The 17,832-nt window shown below is 59.5% G+C and carries 21 protein-coding genes; 8 read left to right on the forward strand and 13 right to left on the reverse strand.

Annotated elements, in window-relative coordinates:
• Nucleotides 1-15 precede the first annotated feature (15 nt).
• The 3 genes from KR100_RS14365 to KR100_RS03880 form a co-directional block, all read right to left on the reverse strand.
• Nucleotides 16-813: a nuclear transport factor 2 family protein gene (locus KR100_RS14365; protein WP_051847306.1), complete on the reverse strand. Its 798-nt coding sequence runs from the start codon at nt 811-813 to the stop codon at nt 16-18.
• 94 nt (nt 814-907) lie between these two features.
• The gene (locus KR100_RS03875; RefSeq protein ID WP_038543341.1) at nt 908-2,602 is read right to left on the reverse strand and encodes a SulP family inorganic anion transporter; all 1,695 of its coding nucleotides are present in this window, start codon (nt 2,600-2,602) and stop codon (nt 908-910) included.
• A 1-nt stretch (nt 2,603) separates the two neighbouring features.
• On the reverse strand, nt 2,604-2,999 hold the full coding sequence (locus tag KR100_RS03880) for a hypothetical protein (protein ID WP_038543343.1): 396 nt from the start codon (nt 2,997-2,999) through the stop codon (nt 2,604-2,606).
• A gap of 131 nt (nt 3,000-3,130) precedes the next feature.
• Between KR100_RS03880 and KR100_RS03885 the strand changes: the two genes are divergently transcribed.
• From KR100_RS03885 to KR100_RS03900, 4 genes are all read left to right on the forward strand, one after another.
• The gene (locus KR100_RS03885; RefSeq protein ID WP_038543344.1) at nt 3,131-4,075 is read left to right on the forward strand and encodes a DnaJ C-terminal domain-containing protein; all 945 of its coding nucleotides are present in this window, start codon (nt 3,131-3,133) and stop codon (nt 4,073-4,075) included.
• A 67-nt stretch (nt 4,076-4,142) separates the two neighbouring features.
• Complete coding sequence (gene hemB / locus KR100_RS03890; protein ID WP_038547861.1) at nt 4,143-5,144, forward strand: porphobilinogen synthase; 1,002 nt, start codon at nt 4,143-4,145, stop codon at nt 5,142-5,144.
• A 56-nt stretch (nt 5,145-5,200) separates the two neighbouring features.
• Nucleotides 5,201-5,581 (forward strand): VOC family protein, encoded by a 381-nt coding sequence (locus tag KR100_RS03895; protein WP_038543346.1) that lies wholly within the window; start codon nt 5,201-5,203, stop codon nt 5,579-5,581.
• A complete protein-coding gene (locus KR100_RS03900; RefSeq protein WP_051847307.1) occupies nt 5,544-7,988 on the forward strand; it encodes an endonuclease MutS2 in 2,445 nt (814 codons plus the stop codon). Before KR100_RS03895 ends, KR100_RS03900 begins: the two co-directional genes overlap by 38 nt.
• Nucleotides 7,989-8,564: 576 nt before the next feature.
• Here the strand turns inward: KR100_RS03900 and KR100_RS16880 are convergent.
• Nucleotides 8,565-8,687, reverse strand: coding sequence for a hypothetical protein (locus tag KR100_RS16880; RefSeq protein WP_255347491.1), 123 nt, complete (start codon nt 8,685-8,687; stop codon nt 8,565-8,567).
• 53 nt (nt 8,688-8,740) lie between these two features.
• Here KR100_RS16880 and KR100_RS03905 point away from each other — a divergent pair, with 53 nt between their 5' ends.
• Nucleotides 8,741-8,977 carry a hypothetical protein gene (locus KR100_RS03905; protein ID WP_038543348.1) on the forward strand — a complete coding sequence of 79 codons (237 nt, stop codon included), beginning with the start codon at nt 8,741-8,743 and terminating at the stop codon, nt 8,975-8,977.
• Here KR100_RS03905 and KR100_RS03910 read toward each other — a convergent pair.
• Nucleotides 8,967-10,196, reverse strand: coding sequence for an ABC transporter ATP-binding protein (locus KR100_RS03910; RefSeq protein ID WP_038543350.1), 1,230 nt, complete (start codon nt 10,194-10,196; stop codon nt 8,967-8,969). The genes KR100_RS03905 and KR100_RS03910 overlap by 11 nt on opposite strands.
• 57 nt (nt 10,197-10,253) lie before the next feature.
• Between KR100_RS03910 and cgtA the strand changes: the two genes are divergently transcribed.
• On the forward strand, nt 10,254-11,243 hold the full coding sequence (gene cgtA / locus KR100_RS03915) for an Obg family GTPase CgtA (RefSeq protein ID WP_038543352.1): 990 nt from the start codon (nt 10,254-10,256) through the stop codon (nt 11,241-11,243).
• A 92-nt stretch (nt 11,244-11,335) separates the two neighbouring features.
• Nucleotides 11,336-11,518: a hypothetical protein gene (locus KR100_RS03920; protein WP_038543355.1), complete on the forward strand. Its 183-nt coding sequence runs from the start codon at nt 11,336-11,338 to the stop codon at nt 11,516-11,518.
• A gap of 37 nt (nt 11,519-11,555) precedes the next feature.
• Here the strand turns inward: KR100_RS03920 and KR100_RS03925 are convergent, their stop codons facing one another.
• The 4 genes from KR100_RS03925 to KR100_RS03940 all read right to left on the reverse strand — a co-directional run bounded on the left by KR100_RS03925 (nt 11,556) and on the right by KR100_RS03940 (nt 15,405).
• On the reverse strand, nt 11,556-11,774 hold the full coding sequence (locus tag KR100_RS03925; RefSeq protein WP_038543357.1) for a CP12 domain-containing protein: 219 nt from the start codon (nt 11,772-11,774) through the stop codon (nt 11,556-11,558).
• A 129-nt stretch (nt 11,775-11,903) separates the two neighbouring features.
• Complete coding sequence (locus tag KR100_RS03930) at nt 11,904-13,802, reverse strand: ABC-F family ATP-binding cassette domain-containing protein (protein ID WP_038543360.1); 1,899 nt, start codon at nt 13,800-13,802, stop codon at nt 11,904-11,906.
• Nucleotides 13,799-14,437, reverse strand: coding sequence for a DUF2301 domain-containing membrane protein (locus KR100_RS03935; RefSeq protein ID WP_038543363.1), 639 nt, complete (start codon nt 14,435-14,437; stop codon nt 13,799-13,801). The genes KR100_RS03930 and KR100_RS03935 overlap by 4 nt, the downstream gene beginning before the upstream one ends.
• Nucleotides 14,437-15,405: a glutathione S-transferase C-terminal domain-containing protein gene (locus tag KR100_RS03940; protein ID WP_038543365.1), complete on the reverse strand. Its 969-nt coding sequence runs from the start codon at nt 15,403-15,405 to the stop codon at nt 14,437-14,439. The genes KR100_RS03935 and KR100_RS03940 overlap by 1 nt, the downstream gene beginning before the upstream one ends.
• An 80-nt stretch (nt 15,406-15,485) precedes the next feature.
• Here KR100_RS03940 and KR100_RS03945 point away from each other — a divergent pair, with 80 nt between their 5' ends.
• Nucleotides 15,486-16,403: an aspartoacylase gene (locus KR100_RS03945; RefSeq protein ID WP_038543368.1), complete on the forward strand. Its 918-nt coding sequence runs from the start codon at nt 15,486-15,488 to the stop codon at nt 16,401-16,403.
• Here the strand turns inward: KR100_RS03945 and KR100_RS03950 are convergent, their stop codons facing one another.
• From KR100_RS03950 to KR100_RS16460, 4 genes are all read right to left on the reverse strand, one after another.
• Nucleotides 16,404-16,775, reverse strand: coding sequence for a hypothetical protein (locus KR100_RS03950; protein ID WP_038543371.1), 372 nt, complete (start codon nt 16,773-16,775; stop codon nt 16,404-16,406).
• Nucleotides 16,772-17,173, reverse strand: a complete 402-nt coding sequence (locus KR100_RS03955) for a hypothetical protein (protein WP_051847308.1) — start codon at nt 17,171-17,173, stop codon at nt 16,772-16,774. Before KR100_RS03955 ends, KR100_RS03950 begins: the two co-directional genes overlap by 4 nt.
• Nucleotides 17,174-17,277: 104 nt before the next feature.
• Complete coding sequence (locus KR100_RS03960) at nt 17,278-17,628, reverse strand: hypothetical protein (protein ID WP_051847309.1); 351 nt, start codon at nt 17,626-17,628, stop codon at nt 17,278-17,280.
• A 33-nt stretch (nt 17,629-17,661) separates the two neighbouring features.
• Nucleotides 17,662-17,802 carry a hypothetical protein gene (locus tag KR100_RS16460; RefSeq protein ID WP_204207774.1) on the reverse strand — a complete coding sequence of 47 codons (141 nt, stop codon included), beginning with the start codon at nt 17,800-17,802 and terminating at the stop codon, nt 17,662-17,664.
• Nucleotides 17,803-17,832: the final 30 nt, after the last annotated feature.

Here is a 17,832-nt window from a genome sequence, read left to right on the forward strand (position 1 = left end):
CTCTTCAGCAGCTATTTATTTGTTAAACCAACTGGTGAAACCTGTTTGTGAGGCGTCTGGATATACTCGCCATTCGACAATTTTTCCGTTTTCAAAACGGTAAATATCTGTGCATGGGACCTGGACGAATTTTTCTGTTAATTTATTGACGTAATTGGCGTCCATTTCGATGATCACGGTATCGTCGTCTGCTTTCCAGAGACCGCGCTGATTATGAGTCGTTAATTTCAGTATTTTGTAGATGTATTGAAGTGTTTTTGATATTTTGCCTGGCCCGACGACTGGATCGTTGGCACCAACCTTGTAAACCACATCCTCGCCAAAGAAACTTTCAAACAGTTTCCAATCTTCTTTTTTGAGTGCTGAATACATTTCAGCTACTTTTTTTCTGATATCTTCATGGCTGATGCCTGAGCCTGTGTCGTCTTGTCTGTCTGATGGAAGTGGCTCGTTGTAGACAGGACTGATGTCCATAAAAATTCTGAGCTCTTTAACTTTGCCGTTTTCATCGAATTCCAGTGCATCGCAGCATGGCAGCGTGTGTTGTGCTCCATTGGCACATGTGTAGCTGATTTCCATCTGAAGGTATAGTCGGCCTCCGGATTCGTGATGATTGACGATATTGTGCTCTACAGATGAAACACGCTTTAAAAATTCTTTGGAGTCGTCGATGATTTCCTGTGGCGTATGTGCGGCTGAGTTATTGGCGAATTTGTACAGACATTCATCAGAAAAGTGTGCGGCAAAGCGTTCGACTTGCATAGATTCTCCTGCCGAAAATAGTCGCTTGGCTTGCTCTAAGTTTTTCGACATAACGCTACTGGTCTATTCGGATATCTGAATGCTAGCTACGGTTTTGCAATTGCCATTGTGAAAATATTGTTGAGAAGTTGCCAGGCCTGTGCTGTTATTTTTGACTGGTGTTGATCAAAAGGTTGGCCTGCTGTAGCGCTTCGAGACGGCTTGGCAGGAGGTTCCCGACACCGAACTGTTTTAGTCTTCTTTCCACTTTTCCGGTTGCGCCCGTTACGTAGGCCTGGCGATCACTGGTTTTGGCTTCTTGAACCATTCGCTCGATGGCAAGTGTGGCTGTGACCCCTAAATGAGGGACATTGCTGATGTCTAAGATTAGAACTTTATAGTTTTCAACTAATCCCATTCGGTCTGAAATTCCCTTGGCTGCGCCGAAGCTGAGGGGTCCTCGCAGGCTGAAGAGCATCACGCCGCCATGGCATTGATTGAACTGAAACTGCTCTTCCTCGTTGAGATCATTTGTAAGCTGAGCTGAGCTATTCTGGTCTAGGGGATTATCAGCTTCGATGTTTTCAAGCTGAACCTGAGTGATGGAGTCAACAGTCAGTAAATTGGCAATAAACATGCCGATCAGAACGCCCCATATCAAGTCCCAGAAGACAGTCATTATCAGTACGCTGTACATCAGCACAGCTGTTTTCCCTGATAATCGGTGGGCTCGCAGTAAGAATCCCCAATCGATAATGTCGAGCCCAACTTTGATCAGAATTCCAGCGAGCAGAGCTGTTGGAATTTCACTGGCCAGCGGTCCTGCTCCCAGCAGAACAACCAGCAGAGCCAGTGAGTGCGTCATCCCTGAAAGGGGGGTTTGCCCCCCCGATTTAATGTTGATGACGGTGCGCATCGTGGCTCCAGCCCCTGGCAGCCCTGAAAGGAACCCCGCTGCTGCATTGGCGATTCCCTGTCCGATCAGTTCACGATTTGAGTCGTGTCTGGTCTGAGTGATGTTGTCGGCAACAAGCGATGTGAGCAGGGAATCAATGGCTCCGAGCAGGGCCAGCACCACGCCGGCTCGGATCAGTTCTGGAAGGTATTGGGTGAAATTAGGGATTTGAATTCGCAGCCCTGCTTCGGGGATATCGCCAATCCTGTTAATCGCTTCCAGGCCCATCGATTGCAATCGTTCGTCGTTGAACAGCACCAACGACAGAGGGGTGACCAGCAACAACGCCAGCAGTGGTGATGGCAACCACTGTCTGATCCGTGCCGGAGTTAAAAAGACCACGGCCAGGGTCATCAACCCCACGGCAATTGCAGCTGGGTTGGGTTGAAATCCCTCGATCAACCCTTGCAGTGACGACAGCACCCCTCCGCGGGTGCTGATGCCGAGAAAGGGCCCGATCTGTAAGACAAGAATGATGAATCCGATGCCGGACATGAATCCGGATACAACCGAATACGGAACAAGGGTGATGTATCTCCCCAGCCGCAGAACCCCAAGAAGCGCTTCAAACAATCCGCCCAGGACAACGGCCGCCATCACCAATGGCAGCAGCTCACCAGCATTCAGGTCTGTTGAAACGCCAACGGCAGCCAGGCTGGAGACCACTCCAGCGACGGTGACACTCATCGGGCCTGTGGGCCCGCTCACCTGCGATGGAGTCCCTCCGAAGAGTGCCGCCAGAAATCCGGCGACGATGGCGCCATAGAGCCCGTAGATCGCACCTCCTGGTCCCAGGGCCGCATTACCGAAGGCGAGGGCGAGTGGCAAAGCCACCACAGCTGCTGTGATGCCACCCAGCAAGTCGCCACGAAGATTGCGCCCGTGAAGGCCGTGGATCAGCGGCATCTCAACGAAGGCCGCTCCAACTGGCCAGGTCCGCCAGAGATTGGATGCCTTCCCGACGGGATCCGTCAGGCATCACCCAGGTGGGGTAGGCACGAATTTTCGCGGTTGTGCATTCGGCGGCTTGTTCAGGAAGCTGCTTTGGCTTGCGGCATTCGATGTAGGGAACCTCAGCGCCGGCTTGCTTACCGAACAGGTTCATCTGGCGGAAACAAGCCGGACAGGTCCAGGCCCCGTAAAACGTCGCTCCAATGCTGCGGAGATGATCGGCCAGCTTGATGGCCTCCACACTCGAATCCCGCAGGGGTTCCCCAATTGTTCCCTTCCAGCCAGCGGAGACAGAGATGACACCGCCCAGGCTGAGTCCGAGAAGCAATGCTGCTGGTGTGATCAGCCTCATCCCGGCTCGTGCGTTGTGGACTGAAGCTAGGTGGGAGATGCACGTTCGGGCTTCCCTCCATGGCGAATCCACACGGGTGCGCGACGGACTGGGACACTGCAAGACGAACGCCGAGTGGTTGAACGGAGGCCATGGCCGGCAGCGGATACAAGGACTATTTCCAGGTTCTCGGCGTTGAACGCAGCGCTGATGCCGGGGCGATCAAACGAGCATTTCGCAAGCTGGCGAGGCAGTACCACCCGGATGTCAATCCCGGCGACAAGGCAGCCGAGGCGAAGTTCAAGGAGGTCAGCGAGGCATACGAGGTGCTTTCCGATCCTGAGAAGCGCCGTAAGTACGAGCAGTTCGGCCAGTACTGGAACCAGGCAGGCGGCATGGGCGGGGGAGGTGTTCCTGGCATGGATGTTGACTTCGGTCGCTACGGCAATTTCGACGACTTCATCAATGACCTGTTGGGGCGCTTCGGCGGTCCTGGTGGGGGATCGGGTTTTCAAGGTGGTGGTTTCCCGCGGGGTGGGCAGGCCTCGCGGGCGCCGGTGAATCTCGATGCTGAAGCGACGGTGAGCGTCAGTTTTTCCGAAGCCTTCCGGGGCACGGAACGCACCTTGTCCGTCAATGACGAGCGGGTCCAGGTCAGGATTCCGGCGGGTGTGCGCAACGGTTCAAAGCTGCGTCTCAAGGAAAAGGGGAACCTGCAGCCAGGGACAGGCCGCCGCGGCGATCTGTACCTCAATCTCAACGTCCAGTCCCATCCTGTCTGGCGACTCGATGGCGATCAGTTGCGTGCCGACTTACCGGTAAGCATCGATGAACTGGCGCTGGGTGGAACCGTCAGCGTGATGACGCCAGACGGTGAGGCCCAGGTGAATGTTCCCGCCGGAACAGCACCAGGCCGCAGCCTTCGTTTGAAAGGAAAGGGCTGGCCAAGCCGTACCGGCCGTGGTGATCTGCTTCTCACGCTCACCCTTGCCTTCCCCAAAAGCTGGTCGGCTGCGGAACAGCAGCTGCTGGAACAGTTGCGTCAGAGCCGTTCTGAGGACCCCCGTCAGGCCTGGATGCGGTCCGCCGCTCTTTGAATCCCCTCTCACAGCGCCAGATCAAACCGGTGCCAGATCTACGATCGACAGCTGGTTCTTGGGATTGATGGAGCTCACTTACCGCCCCCGCCGTCTGCGTCGCACCCCTGCCCTCAGGGCGATGGTGCGTGAAACCAGTCTCTCGGCTGCCGACTTCATCTATCCCCTGTTTGTGCACGAAGGAGCCGAAGTTGAGCCCATCGGTGCGATGCCCGGTGCCAACCGCTGGAGCCTTGCGGAGCTGACAGGGGAGGTGAAGCGGGCCTGGGATCTCGGTGTTCGTTGTGTGGTTCTGTTCCCGAAGGTGGCCGAAGGCCTCAAGAGCGAAGACGGTGCGGAATGCTTCAACGAAAACGGCTTGATCCCCCGGGCCATCCGCCAGCTCAAGAGCCAGCTGCCGGAGATGGCGATCATGACGGATGTCGCGCTTGATCCTTACTCCTGTGATGGGCACGACGGCATCGTCAGTGAACGAGGGGTTGTGCTGAATGATGAAACGATCGATCAGCTCTGCAAACAGGCCGTTGTTCAGGCAGCAGCGGGGGCTGACCTGATCGGGCCGAGCGACATGATGGACGGGCGCGTGGGTGCTCTACGGGAGGCCCTCGACGATGACGGTTTCGAGCACGTCGGGATCATCAGTTACACCGCCAAATACTCCTCCGCTTACTACGGACCATTCCGTGAGGCACTGGACTCCGCCCCCCGTGCTGCAGGCAGCAAGCCGATCCCCAAAAACAAGGACACGTATCAGATGGATCCGGCCAACGCCCGTGAAGCCATCACTGAAGCCCAGCTCGATGAGCAGGAAGGCGCCGACATCATGATGGTGAAGCCTGGCCTGGCCTACCTCGACATCATCCACAGATTGCGGGAGGAATCGGAGCTCCCAATCGCTGCTTACAACGTGAGTGGTGAGTACTCCATGGTGAAGGCGGCTGCCGAGCGGGGCTGGATTGATGAACGGGCTGTGGTCCTTGAGACCTTGCTCAGCTTCAAGCGCGCCGGCGCTGACCTGATCCTCACTTATCACGCCTGCGATGCAGCCACATGGCTTCGCGACGGATAAGCCGTTTCGGATCTCAGCTCCCCAGAATGGAATCCCTCCGCAACGCCTGATGCTCGATGGCAACGGTTGATCGATTAGGCCACGTCGCCATCCGTGTCGACGACGTTCCCCGTGCGGTGGAGTTCTACACCGGCCTTGGAATGCGCCTGGTCTGGGAAGCGGAGGATTGGTGTTACCTGGAAGCGGGCCCCGGACGGGATGGTCTGGCCCTTCTGGGCCCGGATTACAAAGCCGCCGGTCCGCACTTCGCCTTTCACTTTCGCAATCGTGATGAGGTGGATGTGGTGCACGCCCGCCTGAAAGAGGCAGGAGTGTTCGTGGGTGCCGTCCACGATCACCGCGACGGAACGGCATCCTTTTATCTCAAGGACCCCGACGGCAACTGGTTGGAAATGCTGTATGAACCTCCCGGTGGAATCCCGTCCAACTGCAGCTGAAACCGTTGTCGTCCTGAACCGGGCGCTGCGGGAAACCCTTGAGCTCCTGGAATGGCCGCTGCTCTGCGAGCACCTTTCGACCTTCGCTGCCACAGCGATGGGGCGCGAGGCGGCGCGCAACCTTCAACTCCCGGACGATCTGAACAGCAGTCGCACGGCGTTGTCCGAGACCGTGGAACTGCTGACCTTGGACGAACTCCAGGAGGGAGGCCTCAGTTTCCGTGGCGTGAGGGATCTGCGGCCTGTCGTGTTGCGTTGCAGTAAGGGGGGAGTCGCCTCCGGAGAGGATCTGCTGGCGGTGGCTGAGACCCTCGCCACGGCAAGGCGTCTGCGCAGACAGGTCGTGGATCCTGAGTTGCGTCCGGTCTCCACCGCTCTGGTTGGAACGATGGTGACCCTGCCGGAGCTGGAACAGCGCCTCAAGTTCGTCCTGGAGGAGGGTGGTCGCGTGGCGGATCGAGCCAGTGATCGTCTGGCAGGGTTACGGCGGCAGTGGAACGAGGGCCGCCAGGAACGTCGGGACAAACTGCAGGAGCTGATGCGGCAGCTGGCACCGATCCTGCAGGACACGGTGATTGCACAACGGCATGGACGGCCTGTACTGGCGGTGAAGGCCGGCGCTGTCGGTCGGGTTCCAGGGCAGGTCCATGACAGCTCGGCCTCCGGCAGCACCCTGTTTGTGGAACCGCGCTCCGTGCTCAACATCGGCAACAGGTTGGTTGATCTGGAAGGGCGCATCCGAGAGGAAGAGCAGCGGGTGCTGAGCGAGCTCAGTCAGGAGGTCGCTCAGCATCAGGAGCCGCTCAATGTTGTGAGCGCTGTGTTGCAACGTCTCGACCTGGCCCTCGCCCGAGGTCGTTACGGCCGTTGGCTCGGGGCTGCTGTGCCGATCCTGAATGAGCAGCCCGAGGCACCGTTTCGCCTTGATCATCTGCGTCATCCGCTCCTGGTTTGGCAGGAGAAGCGGTCTGAGGGGCCGGCGGTTGTTCCGATTTCAATCGAGGTCAGCCAGAACATGCGCGTTGTGGCGATTACCGGCCCGAACACAGGTGGCAAAACCGTCACGTTGAAAAGCATCGGTCTGGCAGCTCTGATGGCCCGTGCAGGCATGCTGCTTCCCTGTTCCGGCCAGCCAGCCCTGCCCTGGTGTGCTCAGGTGCTGGCGGACATCGGCGACGAGCAGTCCCTGCAGCAGAGCCTGTCCACATTCAGTGGTCATGTGAAGCGAATCGGTCGCATCCTCGATGCCTTGCAGAAGGGGCCGGCACCGGCGCTTGTGCTCCTCGACGAGGTTGGCGCCGGAACCGACCCAAGCGAAGGGACAGCTCTGGCAACAGCGCTGCTTAAGGCCTTGGCAAATCGGGCCAGGCTCACGGTGGCGACCACCCATTTCGGTGAGCTCAAGGCGCTCAAATACAGCGACAGCCGCTTCGAAAACGCTTCCGTGGCCTTCGATGCCGAAACCTTGTCGCCTACGTATGAGTTGCTGTGGGGCATTCCGGGTCGCAGCAACGCTCTGGCGATTGCCAGCCGGCTTGGCCTCGATCAGCAGGTGCTGGCTCAGGCGCAGGAGCTGTTGGCTCCGGCTGGCGACGGCGAGGTGAACAGTGTGATCCGCGGTTTGGAGGAGCAGAGGATGCGGCAGCAGTCGGCTGCCGAAGATGCTGCGGCTCTTCTCGCCCGCACGGAACTTCTCCACGATGAACTCCTGCAACGCTGGCAGAAGCAGAAGCAGCAATCGGTCGAGCGGCAGGAAAAGGGTCGTCAGAGGCTTGAACAGTCGATTCGGGACGGGCAGAAGGAGGTGCGATCCCTGATCCGACGGCTACGGGATGGACGGGCCGACGGCGAAACGGCTCGGCAGGCAGGTCAGCGGCTGCGAAAGCTCAAGGATCGTCATCGCCCGGAACCGGAGCGACGCCAGCATCCAGGCTGGCGTCCCCAGGTGGGAGATCGCATCCGGCTGCTGGCTCTCGGCAAAGCTGCTGACGTTCTTGAGATCTCCGATGACGGTCTGCAGCTAATCGTGCGTTGCGGTGTCATGCGCAGCACGGTGGAGCTGAGCGCTGTGGAGAGTCTGGATGGTCGCAAGCCCGCTCCTCCGCCTCAACTGGTGGTGAAGGTTCAGAGCCGCCGCGGTGGCAGTGGTGGTGGCGGTGGAGCTCAGGTCCGCACGGCTCGCAACACGGTTGATGTTCGCGGGTTGCGGGTTCACGAAGCCGAGGCTGCTGTGGAGGACCATCTCCGAGGTGCCGATGGCCCGGTCTGGGTCATCCACGGCATTGGTACGGGAAAGCTCAAGCGAGGTCTGCGTGCTTGGCTCGAGACGGTGCCCTATGTCGAGCGGGTCACGGATGCGGATCAGGGTGACGGCGGACCGGGTTGCAGTGTGATCTGGATGACATAAAGGATTCGCTGATCAACTCTTCAGCGGGCTCTCATTGGATTCCCCCCGAATGGGGGATTTAGAGACGATCAATCAACGCGACAGTGTGCATATCTGAAGCGAGAGCTTCTCAATCCCCCTTCAATTCATGCACGATGTTGTTCAAGGATTCGCAGGAGTCTACCTTGGTGCTGTCGCTGGCTCGCTGTTGGCAGCAGGGTCATTCCTGGCCATCGAAACCCAGATGCCAGCCTTGATTCCCGCTGATTCAACGGCCGTGGTGGATCGAACTGTGCAGGGTTAATGCATCACTAATCCTGCGTCAACGTCGGGAAGCCTGATGCCGCTTGGGCAGGCGGCTGAAAGCCATACAAAACCCATCTGGGGAAGGCAGGGCGGTTTGATTGTGCCGATCCATCTCCCGACAAAACTTTGATCACACGTCACCAATCTGGGTGTTTCTTTCTCAGCAATGTGAGGCCGCCAAAGGGTTGGTCATGTGATCACATACTGCAGAGAATTGTTTCCATTCGATCTCTGCAAATTTTGGGAAGAACACCACAGCCTCAATGCCGTCACGAACAAATGAACTCGAGTTCACAGGCCACTGGCGAGCGTGTCTGTTGTTGATCCAAGGGCCCCACCACTGGGCCGGCGCATCAAAAGGTCGAGGATCGCTGGCACTGCCTCCGAAACGCTTGTGGACCCAGGCGATGGCATGGGTCAAGTGATGCGTCTCTGGTTAAGGACGTCAAAGCGATGAACAACCTTGCATGGACGGCAAAAAGACAGTGCGCGACATGGTGAATGTCCACCTGCCGATTCTTCTGCAACTGATCAGCACGTTGTCCCTGGTGGTGATCGCCTTCAGCGCAACCTGCATCAGCAGCTCACTGAAGGAGATCAGTGGACAGGGGGAGATGGCGACGAATGCCTCAGCATCAGATGCCACGGCAACACAACCCTTGGCAGGAAGGCTCCTGCCAGACCTGCTTCGGCTTAATCAATGACAGGGAGTTTGGGCCCAGGCTCGGAGGCAGGCTGGCGGGGAAGTCTGATTGCCTCGCCATCGCGATCAAACAAACGCCACCCGCTCGGATCTGGATCCAGATGCAGGCGCTGCCCAGCTGTGATCTCCAGATCAGGATCAGCGCGGACCTGAACCAGATGATCGCCTTCCGACAATTTGCAGGTCAGCAGTTGTTCATTGCCCAGCACCTCGCTGTGGCTCACGAGCGCCGGAAGATTGCGGTTCGTGGCTGGAGCCAAACGCCAGCTTTCCGGTCGCAGGCCGGCCGTGAGGTTTTGATTCTCAAGAGACGGAAGCACATCGGCAAGGGGGCCTTCGACGGACAGGCGATGGTCTCCCAGGAGTAAGCAGGCGCCGCTGCCGACCCGAACGGGCAACAGGGTCATCGGTGGACTTCCAATGAACTGAGCCACAAAGAGGTTGGAGGGCCAGCGGTAAAGCTCCATCGGTGTTCCAAGCTGCTGAAGTCTTCCCTGGTTCAGAACTGCAATGCGATGGCCCATGGTCATCGCCTCCACCTGGTCGTGGGTTACGTAAACCGTGGTGGTTCCCAGCTGGCGCTGAAGTTCAACGATGCGGGCGCGTGTGCTGTTGCGCAGCTTGGCGTCCAAATTGCTGAGCGGTTCGTCCATCAGGAACACCGATGGCTGGCGGGCCATGGCGCGGCCGAGAGCAACCCGTTGTTTCTGACCACCGGAGAGTTCCTTGGGCAGCCGATTCAGCAATGCCGATAGTTCAAGAGCTTCGGCCACATTCGCCACCCGCTTTTCGATCTGCCGTTCTCGTGGTGACCGAACGCGCATCGACGGCGGCAAGGAGCGGCTGGCTCGATGCAGTTGATCCTGGATGTGTTGAGTCAGGCTTCGGCGCTGACTTCGGCGTAACCCGAAACTGAGGTTGTCCCCAACACTGAGATGGGGATAAAGGGCGTAACTCTGGAACACCATGGCCACGTTCCGGCGTGCCGGCCGCAGTCGGCTCACAGGCTGCTGGCCGATCCAGATCTCTCCAGAGCTTGGTTGGTCTAATCCGGCCAGAAGGCGTAGCAGGGTGCTTTTGCCACAGCCGGACGGTCCGACGAGCACCAGGAATTCTCCGTCTTCGATGCTGAGATCCAGCTGACGAATCACGTCGACTGGCTTGTCACCTCGCCGTCCGGGGAACGTTTTGCTCAGAGCTTCGAAACGGACGCCGGCCAACCGAAGAACTGCATCGGCCTGAGTTTAAGTTGGAGACTCAGGCCACCCGGTGGTGCCGTGCAGTTCATCGACCAGGCGCGGATCACAGTTCGGGGAGGGCGTGGCGGTGACGGCATCGCCGCCTTCCGGCGTGAAAAGTATGTGCCTGCCGGTGGTCCCTCCGGTGGGGACGGAGGTCATGGTGGACATGTGGTGCTGCAGGCGGATTCGAATCTGCAGACCCTCCTGGATTTCAAATACAAACGATTGTTCGCTGCCGACGATGGTCGGCGTGGCGGCCCCAACAAGTGCACGGGGGCTTCCGGTCGTCAGCTGGTTGTGAAGGTCCCCTGCGGCACGGAGGCACGTCATCTCACCACCGGAATTCTTCTGGGAGATCTGCTTGAGCCTGGTCAGCAACTCACGGTGGCCTTTGGTGGACGCGGAGGGCTAGGGAACGCCCACTACCTCAGCAACAGAAACCGGGCTCCGGAAAAGTTCACCGAGGGCAGGGATGGTGAGGAATGGCCTCTGCAGCTCGAGCTCAAACTGCTGGCCGAGGTCGGCATCATCGGTCTGCCCAATGCCGGCAAGAGCACACTGATTGCCGTGCTTTCAGCCGCACGTCCCAAGATCGCGGACTATCCATTCACCACGCTGATTCCCAATCTGGGAGTGGTTCGACGTCCCAGCGGTGATGGCACCGTCTTTGCAGACATTCCGGGTTTGATTGCAGGAGCTGCTCAGGGTGCTGGGCTCGGCCACGACTTTCTCCGGCACATCGAGCGGACGCGCTTGCTGATTCATCTTGTGGATGCCGGAGCCGAGGATCCAGTTGGTGACTTGAGGGTGGTGGAGAAGGAACTCCGTGCCTATGGCCATGGCCTGGTGGATCGCCCAAGACTGCTGGTTCTGAACAAGCAGGAACTGGCGTCTGATGATCAGTTGCAGCGCGTGGTTGCCGACCTGGAGGCCACAAGCGGGCGAGTCCCCATCACGATCTCTGCCGTCATGGGTCGAGGTCTTGATTCCCTGCTTGATCAGGTCTGGTCAGCCCTTGGGGTGTGATGGTCGGTTGCAGGCTGCACACCGTTGCTTGTGAGTTGGGAAATGTCTCGCCATAACGGGGGAACAGAACAACCGTTCAAACCCCTCCCGTCATGACCTTCTATACCTGCTTCGACGACAAGGGAACGGTCATCGCTCGATGCCAAACCCAAGAGGAGATTGCCGTTCTTCGGCGCATGGGTCGTCCGATCGCTGATGTGAAGGCGATGAAAAATGAAGAGGCTGTCGTGTGCAGCCTCACCGGAAGTCCGAGCGACTACAACGACGACTTTTGAGTCAGCTGTCGTTCAAGTCAGCGTTCGATTTGGTTGATCAGTCGTCGTAAACCCGGCATTCATCAGCATCCGGATTCGCTTCGCAGTGCAATTCGAGTGAAGTCGGATCGTGGCTGTCGCCAGGATGATGCTCCTTGTACTCCTCGAGCGAGTGGAGTTCCTTTTCGAAGTGGCGCACCTTGGCGTCGTCACCAGCGGCTTTCGCCGCCTCCAGTTCGGATTTGTCCTTCTGGATGTGCTCGTCGATGGATTTCATGGAAACACGCCACGGCCTGGACACACATTACGGCGGTCTGCCGGGTCGAACAGCGATGGTTCCGAATGCAACATTCCCTGAGGCCAACGTGGTCGCCTGGCCGCGCTCGCATGGCGGTTGTCGGCAGCCTCAGGGAGCGAGTTCGCTCAGGTCCAGCCAGCGCTCCTCTGCGTCTCCGATCGCACGGATCAACGTCGCCAGCTCAACGCTCAGTTCAGTCATGTCGCCATCGCTCTGAGACAGCTGTTGCTCCAGCGAAAGGCGTCGCTGCTCCAGTTTCGGCAGCTGCTGATCGAGTTGTTCCAGTTCCTTGGATTCCTTAAACGAGCGCCGACGCGGTCCTGTTGTGGTGGCTTTGTCTGAGGGGTTTTTCCGGCTTGCTTCCGGTTTCTGCGCGGTCTGCCGACGCTCCCGTTCTCGCTGCTGTTCGAGGAATTCGCTGTAGTTGCCTTCGAAACGGAGCAAACGCCCACGTTCGAAACAGAACAGGCGGTCAACGGTGCGGTCGAGGAAATAACGATCGTGAGAGACCACGATCACGCAACCGCGAAAGTCTTCAAGAAAGTCCTCCAGCACGCTGAGGGTCTGGACATCCAAATCGTTGGTGGGCTCGTCCAGCAGCAACACGTTCGGCGCCTGGACCAACATCCGGCAGAGCGTCAGCCTTCGTCGCTCCCCTCCCGACAACTTGGACAGTGGACTGTGTTGCTGCGCCGGGGGAAACAAAAAACGTTCCAGAAGCTGTGAGGCGGTGAGTTGTTCGCTGCCGAGGTCGATCCGGCTTGCGGCCTCCTCAACAAACTCGATCACCTTGCGTTCAAGACCTTTGCCTTCGGTGAACACGTCGGTGTGCTGATCGAGGTAGCCGATGTGAACCGTCTCACCAAGGCGCAACGACCCATGGGTGGCTGTGCGCCGGCCGGCGATCAGATCCAGCAGCGTTGATTTCCCGCTGCCATTCGGCCCGATGATTCCCACACGATCCTCAGGACTGAAGCTGTAGCTGAAGTCGTCGAGCAGCTGGCGGCCCGTCGGCTCTCCGCTGGTGGTCACGCCGAGGCCTTCCGCTTCGATCACAAGCTTGCCGATGCGACGGCTGACGCTGGCCATCGCAAGCGCCCCCTTCGCCACCCTGGGCTTCTGCTCCCGCATGGCCTCGATCCGTTGAAGTCTTGCCTTCTGCTTGGTGCTTCGCGCTTTGGGGCCCTGCCGCAACCAGGCCAATTCCCGACGCAGAACTCCCTTGAACTTGGCTGCTGAAGCGACTTCCGAGGCATCCTGCTCCGCTTTTCGCTGCAGGTAGCTGCTGTAGTTGCCTTCGTAGGTCCGTGCCTGGCCGCGGTCCACTTCAACCATCCGCTGTGTGACCCGATCCAGCACGTAGCGATCGTGCGTCACCAGAACGAGCGCGCCTGGGTACCGGTCCAGCCAACTCTGCAGCCACTCCACGGCGGCCGCATCCAGATGGTTTGTGGGTTCATCCAGAAGCAGCACATCCGGACATGCGACCAGTGCCGACGCCAGGCTGACCCTCTTTCGATACCCACCGGAGAGGGCCTCCACAGGGCGTTGCAGGTCGCTGATTCCAAGCCTCTGGAGAACTTCGCGGCACTGTTGCTCCAGGCTCCAGGCCTCTTCGTCGTCCATGCGCTGGCTGAGCTGCCCCAGCTCGGCCAGCAGGGTTTCATCGTCCGGATGCTCTGCGATCGCTTCACTCAGGGCGCTGAACCGCACCAGGAGGTCGCGTTTGGCACCGCAGCCCTCCAGAACCTGTTCCAGCACTGTGAGGCCCGGCGTGATGCGGCTGTCCTGGCTGACGAGCACCACGCGCAGGCGTGGCGAGCAGCGCCGTTCGCCCTCTCCCAGCGGCTCACTGCCAGCCAGCACCTTCAGCAATGTCGATTTGCCGGCTCCATTCGGTCCGATCAGTCCCAGGCGTTCACGCTCTCCGATATGAAGATTCAGATCGGAGAACAGGGTGCGGATGCCGAAGTCCTTGGCGGCTCCCACCAGGCTGATCAGACTCACGGGGTGCCGCTGGCCAGTTGACCCTCCAGATAAGCAAACACGCTTTTGTCTCCGACATCGGCTGCAGCATCGATGCCGAACTTGCGCATCGCCATCACAACCAACAGCAGGGACGCCAGACCCATCAGCGCGAGACAGAGCTCTGAGCCCATCAGGGTTGTCAGCCGTCCCAACAGCGCGATCGGCAGCAGCAGGGTGAGTCCGATCGCCTCGAGGCGCTGGAAACAGAAGAATTCCTTGAAGCCGATGCCCGTCAGAGCGGCGAACTGGGGGCCAACAGCCAGGATCCAAAGGGGCTGGGAGGCCAAGCTGCTGAGCGCTTGCCTGGGCCCGGATGTGACCAGCAGTGCCAGCCAACCGATGCAGCCGAGCAGCAAGAGCAGCTTCAGAGCCTGGTGCAGGGGTTTCAAGTAGATGTGAATCCACTGCAGGGCCAGGCCAAGGCCGAGCGTCAACGGCAACAGCCAGAGCCAGGCCCAGGAACCGCCGATCAGCCACCACTGCAGCAAACCGGCACTCATGGACAGGCCGCAGGCCAGGAGAGCCAATCGGTATCGCTGCACCTCAAGACGATCGTCGTCTGTGATGGTGTACGGGCCGTAGACGCCATCAAACTGAGGATCGGCCGTCGTCATCACTGCGGCATGGGGCTGTTCACCAGTGTGCTCAGATCTGGCCCTGCCGGAACGATTCCCCCAGGATTCAGTGGGAACAGAGCTCCGAAATAATCACGGCGCCAGGCTTCAGCATCACAACTGTCGGCCACCCCGGGCAGGGCAAAGAAGCGCCGTCGCCAATCCCAGATGCTGGGGTAGAGCCAGAGAGGACGGTTGCAGCCGAAGAGGGGCGAATAGACCGATTCCCAGCGGATCAACGTCGGAAACAGGCAAACATCGGCAAGGCTGAGGTGCTCTCCGCAGAGCCATGGCCCTCGCTGGCTCAGATGCTGTTCCACCTGGTCGAGAGCATGGGTGAGAGCCGTTTCGGCACGGTCGTAGGCCGCCTGATTCCTGGCGAACCCGCAGCGGTAGACACCGTCATTCAAGGCCGGCTGCAACAGGGTCTGCCAGGACAGAATCGATTCCGTCAGGGCGGGGGGTGCCAGATCGGGAGCCTCCTGCGAGGCAGGCCAGCGGTTCAACAGCTCCACAAGCTGTGCGCTTTCATTACCAAGAATCCGTGGTCCCTCCGGATCCACCAGCACCGGCACGGTGGCGCGGTACGAGGGAGGTGCTCCGCAGTGCCGATAGAGCTCGAGCAGGCTGGAGTTGTCAAGCCAGGCCGGTTCGAGCCGCCAGCGCCCAGCCTTGTGATCAGCCGTCGCAATCAACAGCTTGAGGCTGTCCTCGAGCCCCCGGAGTCGATGAACGAGCCAGGTGCGATGGGCCCAGGGACAGCTGCGACCCACGATCAGGCGGGGCAGACGCTCCCCTGGCCGTTCGATAAGTGGCGGCTGTTCCGGCAGGACAGCTTGCAGGTGGTCGCTGACCGGTCGTTGGTAGTTGCCCTCCCCATCGCTTGGACCCAGCCCACCCATCAGCAAAGTCCACTGACCGTGCCAACCAGCCCGGGCTGCCATCACGATGATTGGCGGGATCGGCATTGCATTGCCCTTTTGATTCAGTCTCTGCGCTCATACCCCTGTCGTGCCAGCGTTGCGTCATGCCACGTCCGGGTTCCTGAATGACGGCTTCTGACGTTCTTCTGATCGCCGCCACCCACGGCAACGAGGTGAATGCAGCCTGGTTGCTTGAGCAATGGCAGCAGCAACCCGCCCTTCTGGATCATCACGGTCTGGGATTGCAGCGCGTGATTGGCAATCCTGCGGCCCGGAACGCCAACCGTCGCTACATCGATCGGGATCTCAACCGCAGCTTCCAGCAGGAACGGTTGGATGATCCAAACGAACAGGACCATGAAACGGTTCGGGCCCGTGAGTTGGTGCAGCGCTACGGGCCCAGCGGACAACAGTCTTGTTGCGTTGCCCTCGATCTGCACAGCACAACAGCGGCGATGGGCTCCTGCCTTGTTCTCTACGGGCGGCGCCCAGCTGATCTGGCACTGGCGGCGATGGTGCAGGGAAAACTGGGACTGCCGGTCTATCTGCACGAAGCGGATGCCGCTCAGACCGGTTTTCTGGTGGAGCGCTGGCCCTGTGGGTTGGTGATTGAAGTCGGTCCTGTGTCTCAGTCACTTCTCGATGCGCGCATCGTGCGTCAAACCCGACTCGCTGTTGAGGCATGCCTGTCAGCCCTCTCAGAGATCCGGCATGGTCTCGGTCGACTTCCTCGCCAGTTGGTGGTGTTCCGCCATCTCAGCAGTCGGGACCTGCCTCGCCATCAGGGGGGGCAACCTGCGGCGCTGGTGAATCCCGCTGTCCTCGGCAGAAACTGGCTGCCGTCGCCATCCACCGCGTTACTGTTCCAAACCGCCTCAGGTGGCGATCTGCCCGTGGCCCTGCCTCCAGAAGCGTCGGCTGCCGTTTTCATCAATGAGGCGGCTTATGCCGAAAAGGGCATCGCGTTGAGTCTTACCGCACGCGAGGTTTGGCCAGTCGAGCCGACATGGCGGCCAGCTCTGGAGCAGCTGATCGGGAGCTGATCATCGCGGGATGCCGTTGTAGACCTCCGCAAGAACCGAGCGTCCATCGGCGGAAATGATCAGTTCTGTTTCCACCGTTGGGCTCTGATCCATCTCCTGCCATCCGGGTGATCCGCCTGGAATCACGAATGTGTAGCCATCATCGAGGCTCACAAGGCATTCGCCACCTCCAGCGCTGGTGTTGTACATGCACTTGGCGGCGCGGTAATTGCTGAGTCCGCCGTTCATCCGTTCAGCGCGCATGCGGGCCACATTCACGGCACGCTGTTGTGCGTCACCCACCTGGGCCAGGACCGGCAGCGAAGGGTTCAGGCCGATGGCAAGGGGGGGTCCAGCCAGTGCCAGGAGCAGCGGTAGATGGCGCATCGTCATGGGTCTTGCGATGTCGAGGGAATGTTGTCCTGTGTGTCTGTTAGCAGCGGTCCGTTGTAAGGGACGTCCAGGATTCGATCGCCATCTGCGCTGACGCGTATTTCGGTGAGCACCGTTGGTTGTGGAGGAGTCTGCTGCTGCCATCCCGGCGCACCACCCTGAAATCGGAACACGAAACCGGATTCGGTGTTGGAGACCAGGCAGCCCTCACCCCGAAGGACATACATGCAGCGATCAGCCCGATAGCGACTGAGGCCCCCGTTGAGTCGCTCAGCTCGCATCCGAGCCTGATTGGCGGCTTTGGTCTGTGCGAACGGGTATTGGAGCGACTGGGCCATCGCCACCGAACCGGTGATCGCCACTCCAAGGCTGAACAGCAGGGCCTGAGTCGAGCGCATTGGAAGAGCCGCGGGATTACCCAATCTGGGTCGGATTGTTCGGTCTGCGGCGTCAGTCTGCTGACACAGTGATGACAGGATCCTTCTCGCTGGACGGTGCTGCCCTAACCGCAGGCCCAGCGTCCCTCGCCTTCCTGGCTGCATTCGAGATTGCTTGTCTGGCCATCCTTCCAGTACAGGCGAAGACGGTCGTCGTTGGTTCCCAGTTGCAGTGTCAGGGAATCGATCGGTCCGGCCGGCGTTTTGTCGTTGGTTGCCGGGGGATCCGGGAGTTTTTCCTTCAAATCCCTCTCGAGCGCGTCGATGCGCAGCTGCAGGCGCTCCATGTCGGCTTGGAGCGAGGCGTTTGATTCGTCAGGACCTGGTTGCTTGAAAGTCTGAGCGCAGGCGCTGAGCCAGGTGACGAAGAGTGCTGTCAATCCGATACGAACGAAGGAGGCAACGCTGGAACGCATGATCCTGGATGGTCTTGCGTCAGGGTCCCAGCTTCAGCCTGCTGGGACCAGTCTCTCGCTCCAGTACACAACGGCACCCTGTGCCTCCAGTTCATGGCGACGGTGACGGGCACGGCACAGGGGAACGGTTTCCTCGAGCCTGCGGCCAGCTTGCAGCCAGCGAATGAGAACCACGACACTCCCGGGTCAACCGGAGAATCTTAA

Source organism: Synechococcus sp. KORDI-100 (assembly GCF_000737535.1).
GTDB lineage: Bacteria > Cyanobacteriota > Cyanobacteriia > PCC-6307 > Cyanobiaceae > Parasynechococcus.

Bases quoted from the DNA above. Each gene is read 5' to 3' on its own strand.
- KR100_RS03905 (WP_038543348.1), top strand. From the start codon at position 8,741: ATGGACGGCAAAAAGACAGTGCGCGACATGGTGAATGTCCACCTGCCG.
- KR100_RS03885 (WP_038543344.1), top strand. From the start codon at position 3,131: ATGGCCGGCAGCGGATACAAGGACTATTTCCAGGTTCTCGGCGTTGAA.
- KR100_RS03895 (WP_038543346.1), top strand. From the start codon at position 5,201: ATGGCAACGGTTGATCGATTAGGCCACGTCGCCATCCGTGTCGACGAC.
- KR100_RS03935 (WP_038543363.1), bottom strand. From the start codon at position 14,437: ATGACGACGGCCGATCCTCAGTTTGATGGCGTCTACGGCCCGTACACC.
- hemB (WP_038547861.1), top strand. From the start codon at position 4,143: ATGGAGCTCACTTACCGCCCCCGCCGTCTGCGTCGCACCCCTGCCCTC.
- KR100_RS16880 (WP_255347491.1), bottom strand. From the start codon at position 8,687: ATGCCATCGCCTGGGTCCACAAGCGTTTCGGAGGCAGTGCCAGCGATC.
- KR100_RS03950 (WP_038543371.1), bottom strand. From the start codon at position 16,775: ATGACGATGCGCCATCTACCGCTGCTCCTGGCACTGGCTGGACCCCCC.
- KR100_RS03945 (WP_038543368.1), top strand. From the start codon at position 15,486: ATGACGGCTTCTGACGTTCTTCTGATCGCCGCCACCCACGGCAACGAG.
- KR100_RS03900 (WP_051847307.1), top strand. From the start codon at position 5,544: ATGAACCTCCCGGTGGAATCCCGTCCAACTGCAGCTGAAACCGTTGTC.
- KR100_RS03920 (WP_038543355.1), top strand. From the start codon at position 11,336: ATGACCTTCTATACCTGCTTCGACGACAAGGGAACGGTCATCGCTCGA.
- KR100_RS03875 (WP_038543341.1), bottom strand. From the start codon at position 2,602: ATGCCGCTGATCCACGGCCTTCACGGGCGCAATCTTCGTGGCGACTTG.
- KR100_RS03955 (WP_051847308.1), bottom strand. From the start codon at position 17,173: ATGCGCTCGACTCAGGCCCTGCTGTTCAGCCTTGGAGTGGCGATCACC.
- KR100_RS03940 (WP_038543365.1), bottom strand. From the start codon at position 15,405: ATGCCGATCCCGCCAATCATCGTGATGGCAGCCCGGGCTGGTTGGCAC.
- KR100_RS14365 (WP_051847306.1), bottom strand. From the start codon at position 813: ATGTCGAAAAACTTAGAGCAAGCCAAGCGACTATTTTCGGCAGGAGAA.
- KR100_RS03880 (WP_038543343.1), bottom strand. From the start codon at position 2,999: ATGAGGCTGATCACACCAGCAGCATTGCTTCTCGGACTCAGCCTGGGC.
- KR100_RS03960 (WP_051847309.1), bottom strand. From the start codon at position 17,628: ATGCGTTCCAGCGTTGCCTCCTTCGTTCGTATCGGATTGACAGCACTC.
- KR100_RS03925 (WP_038543357.1), bottom strand. From the start codon at position 11,774: ATGAAATCCATCGACGAGCACATCCAGAAGGACAAATCCGAACTGGAG.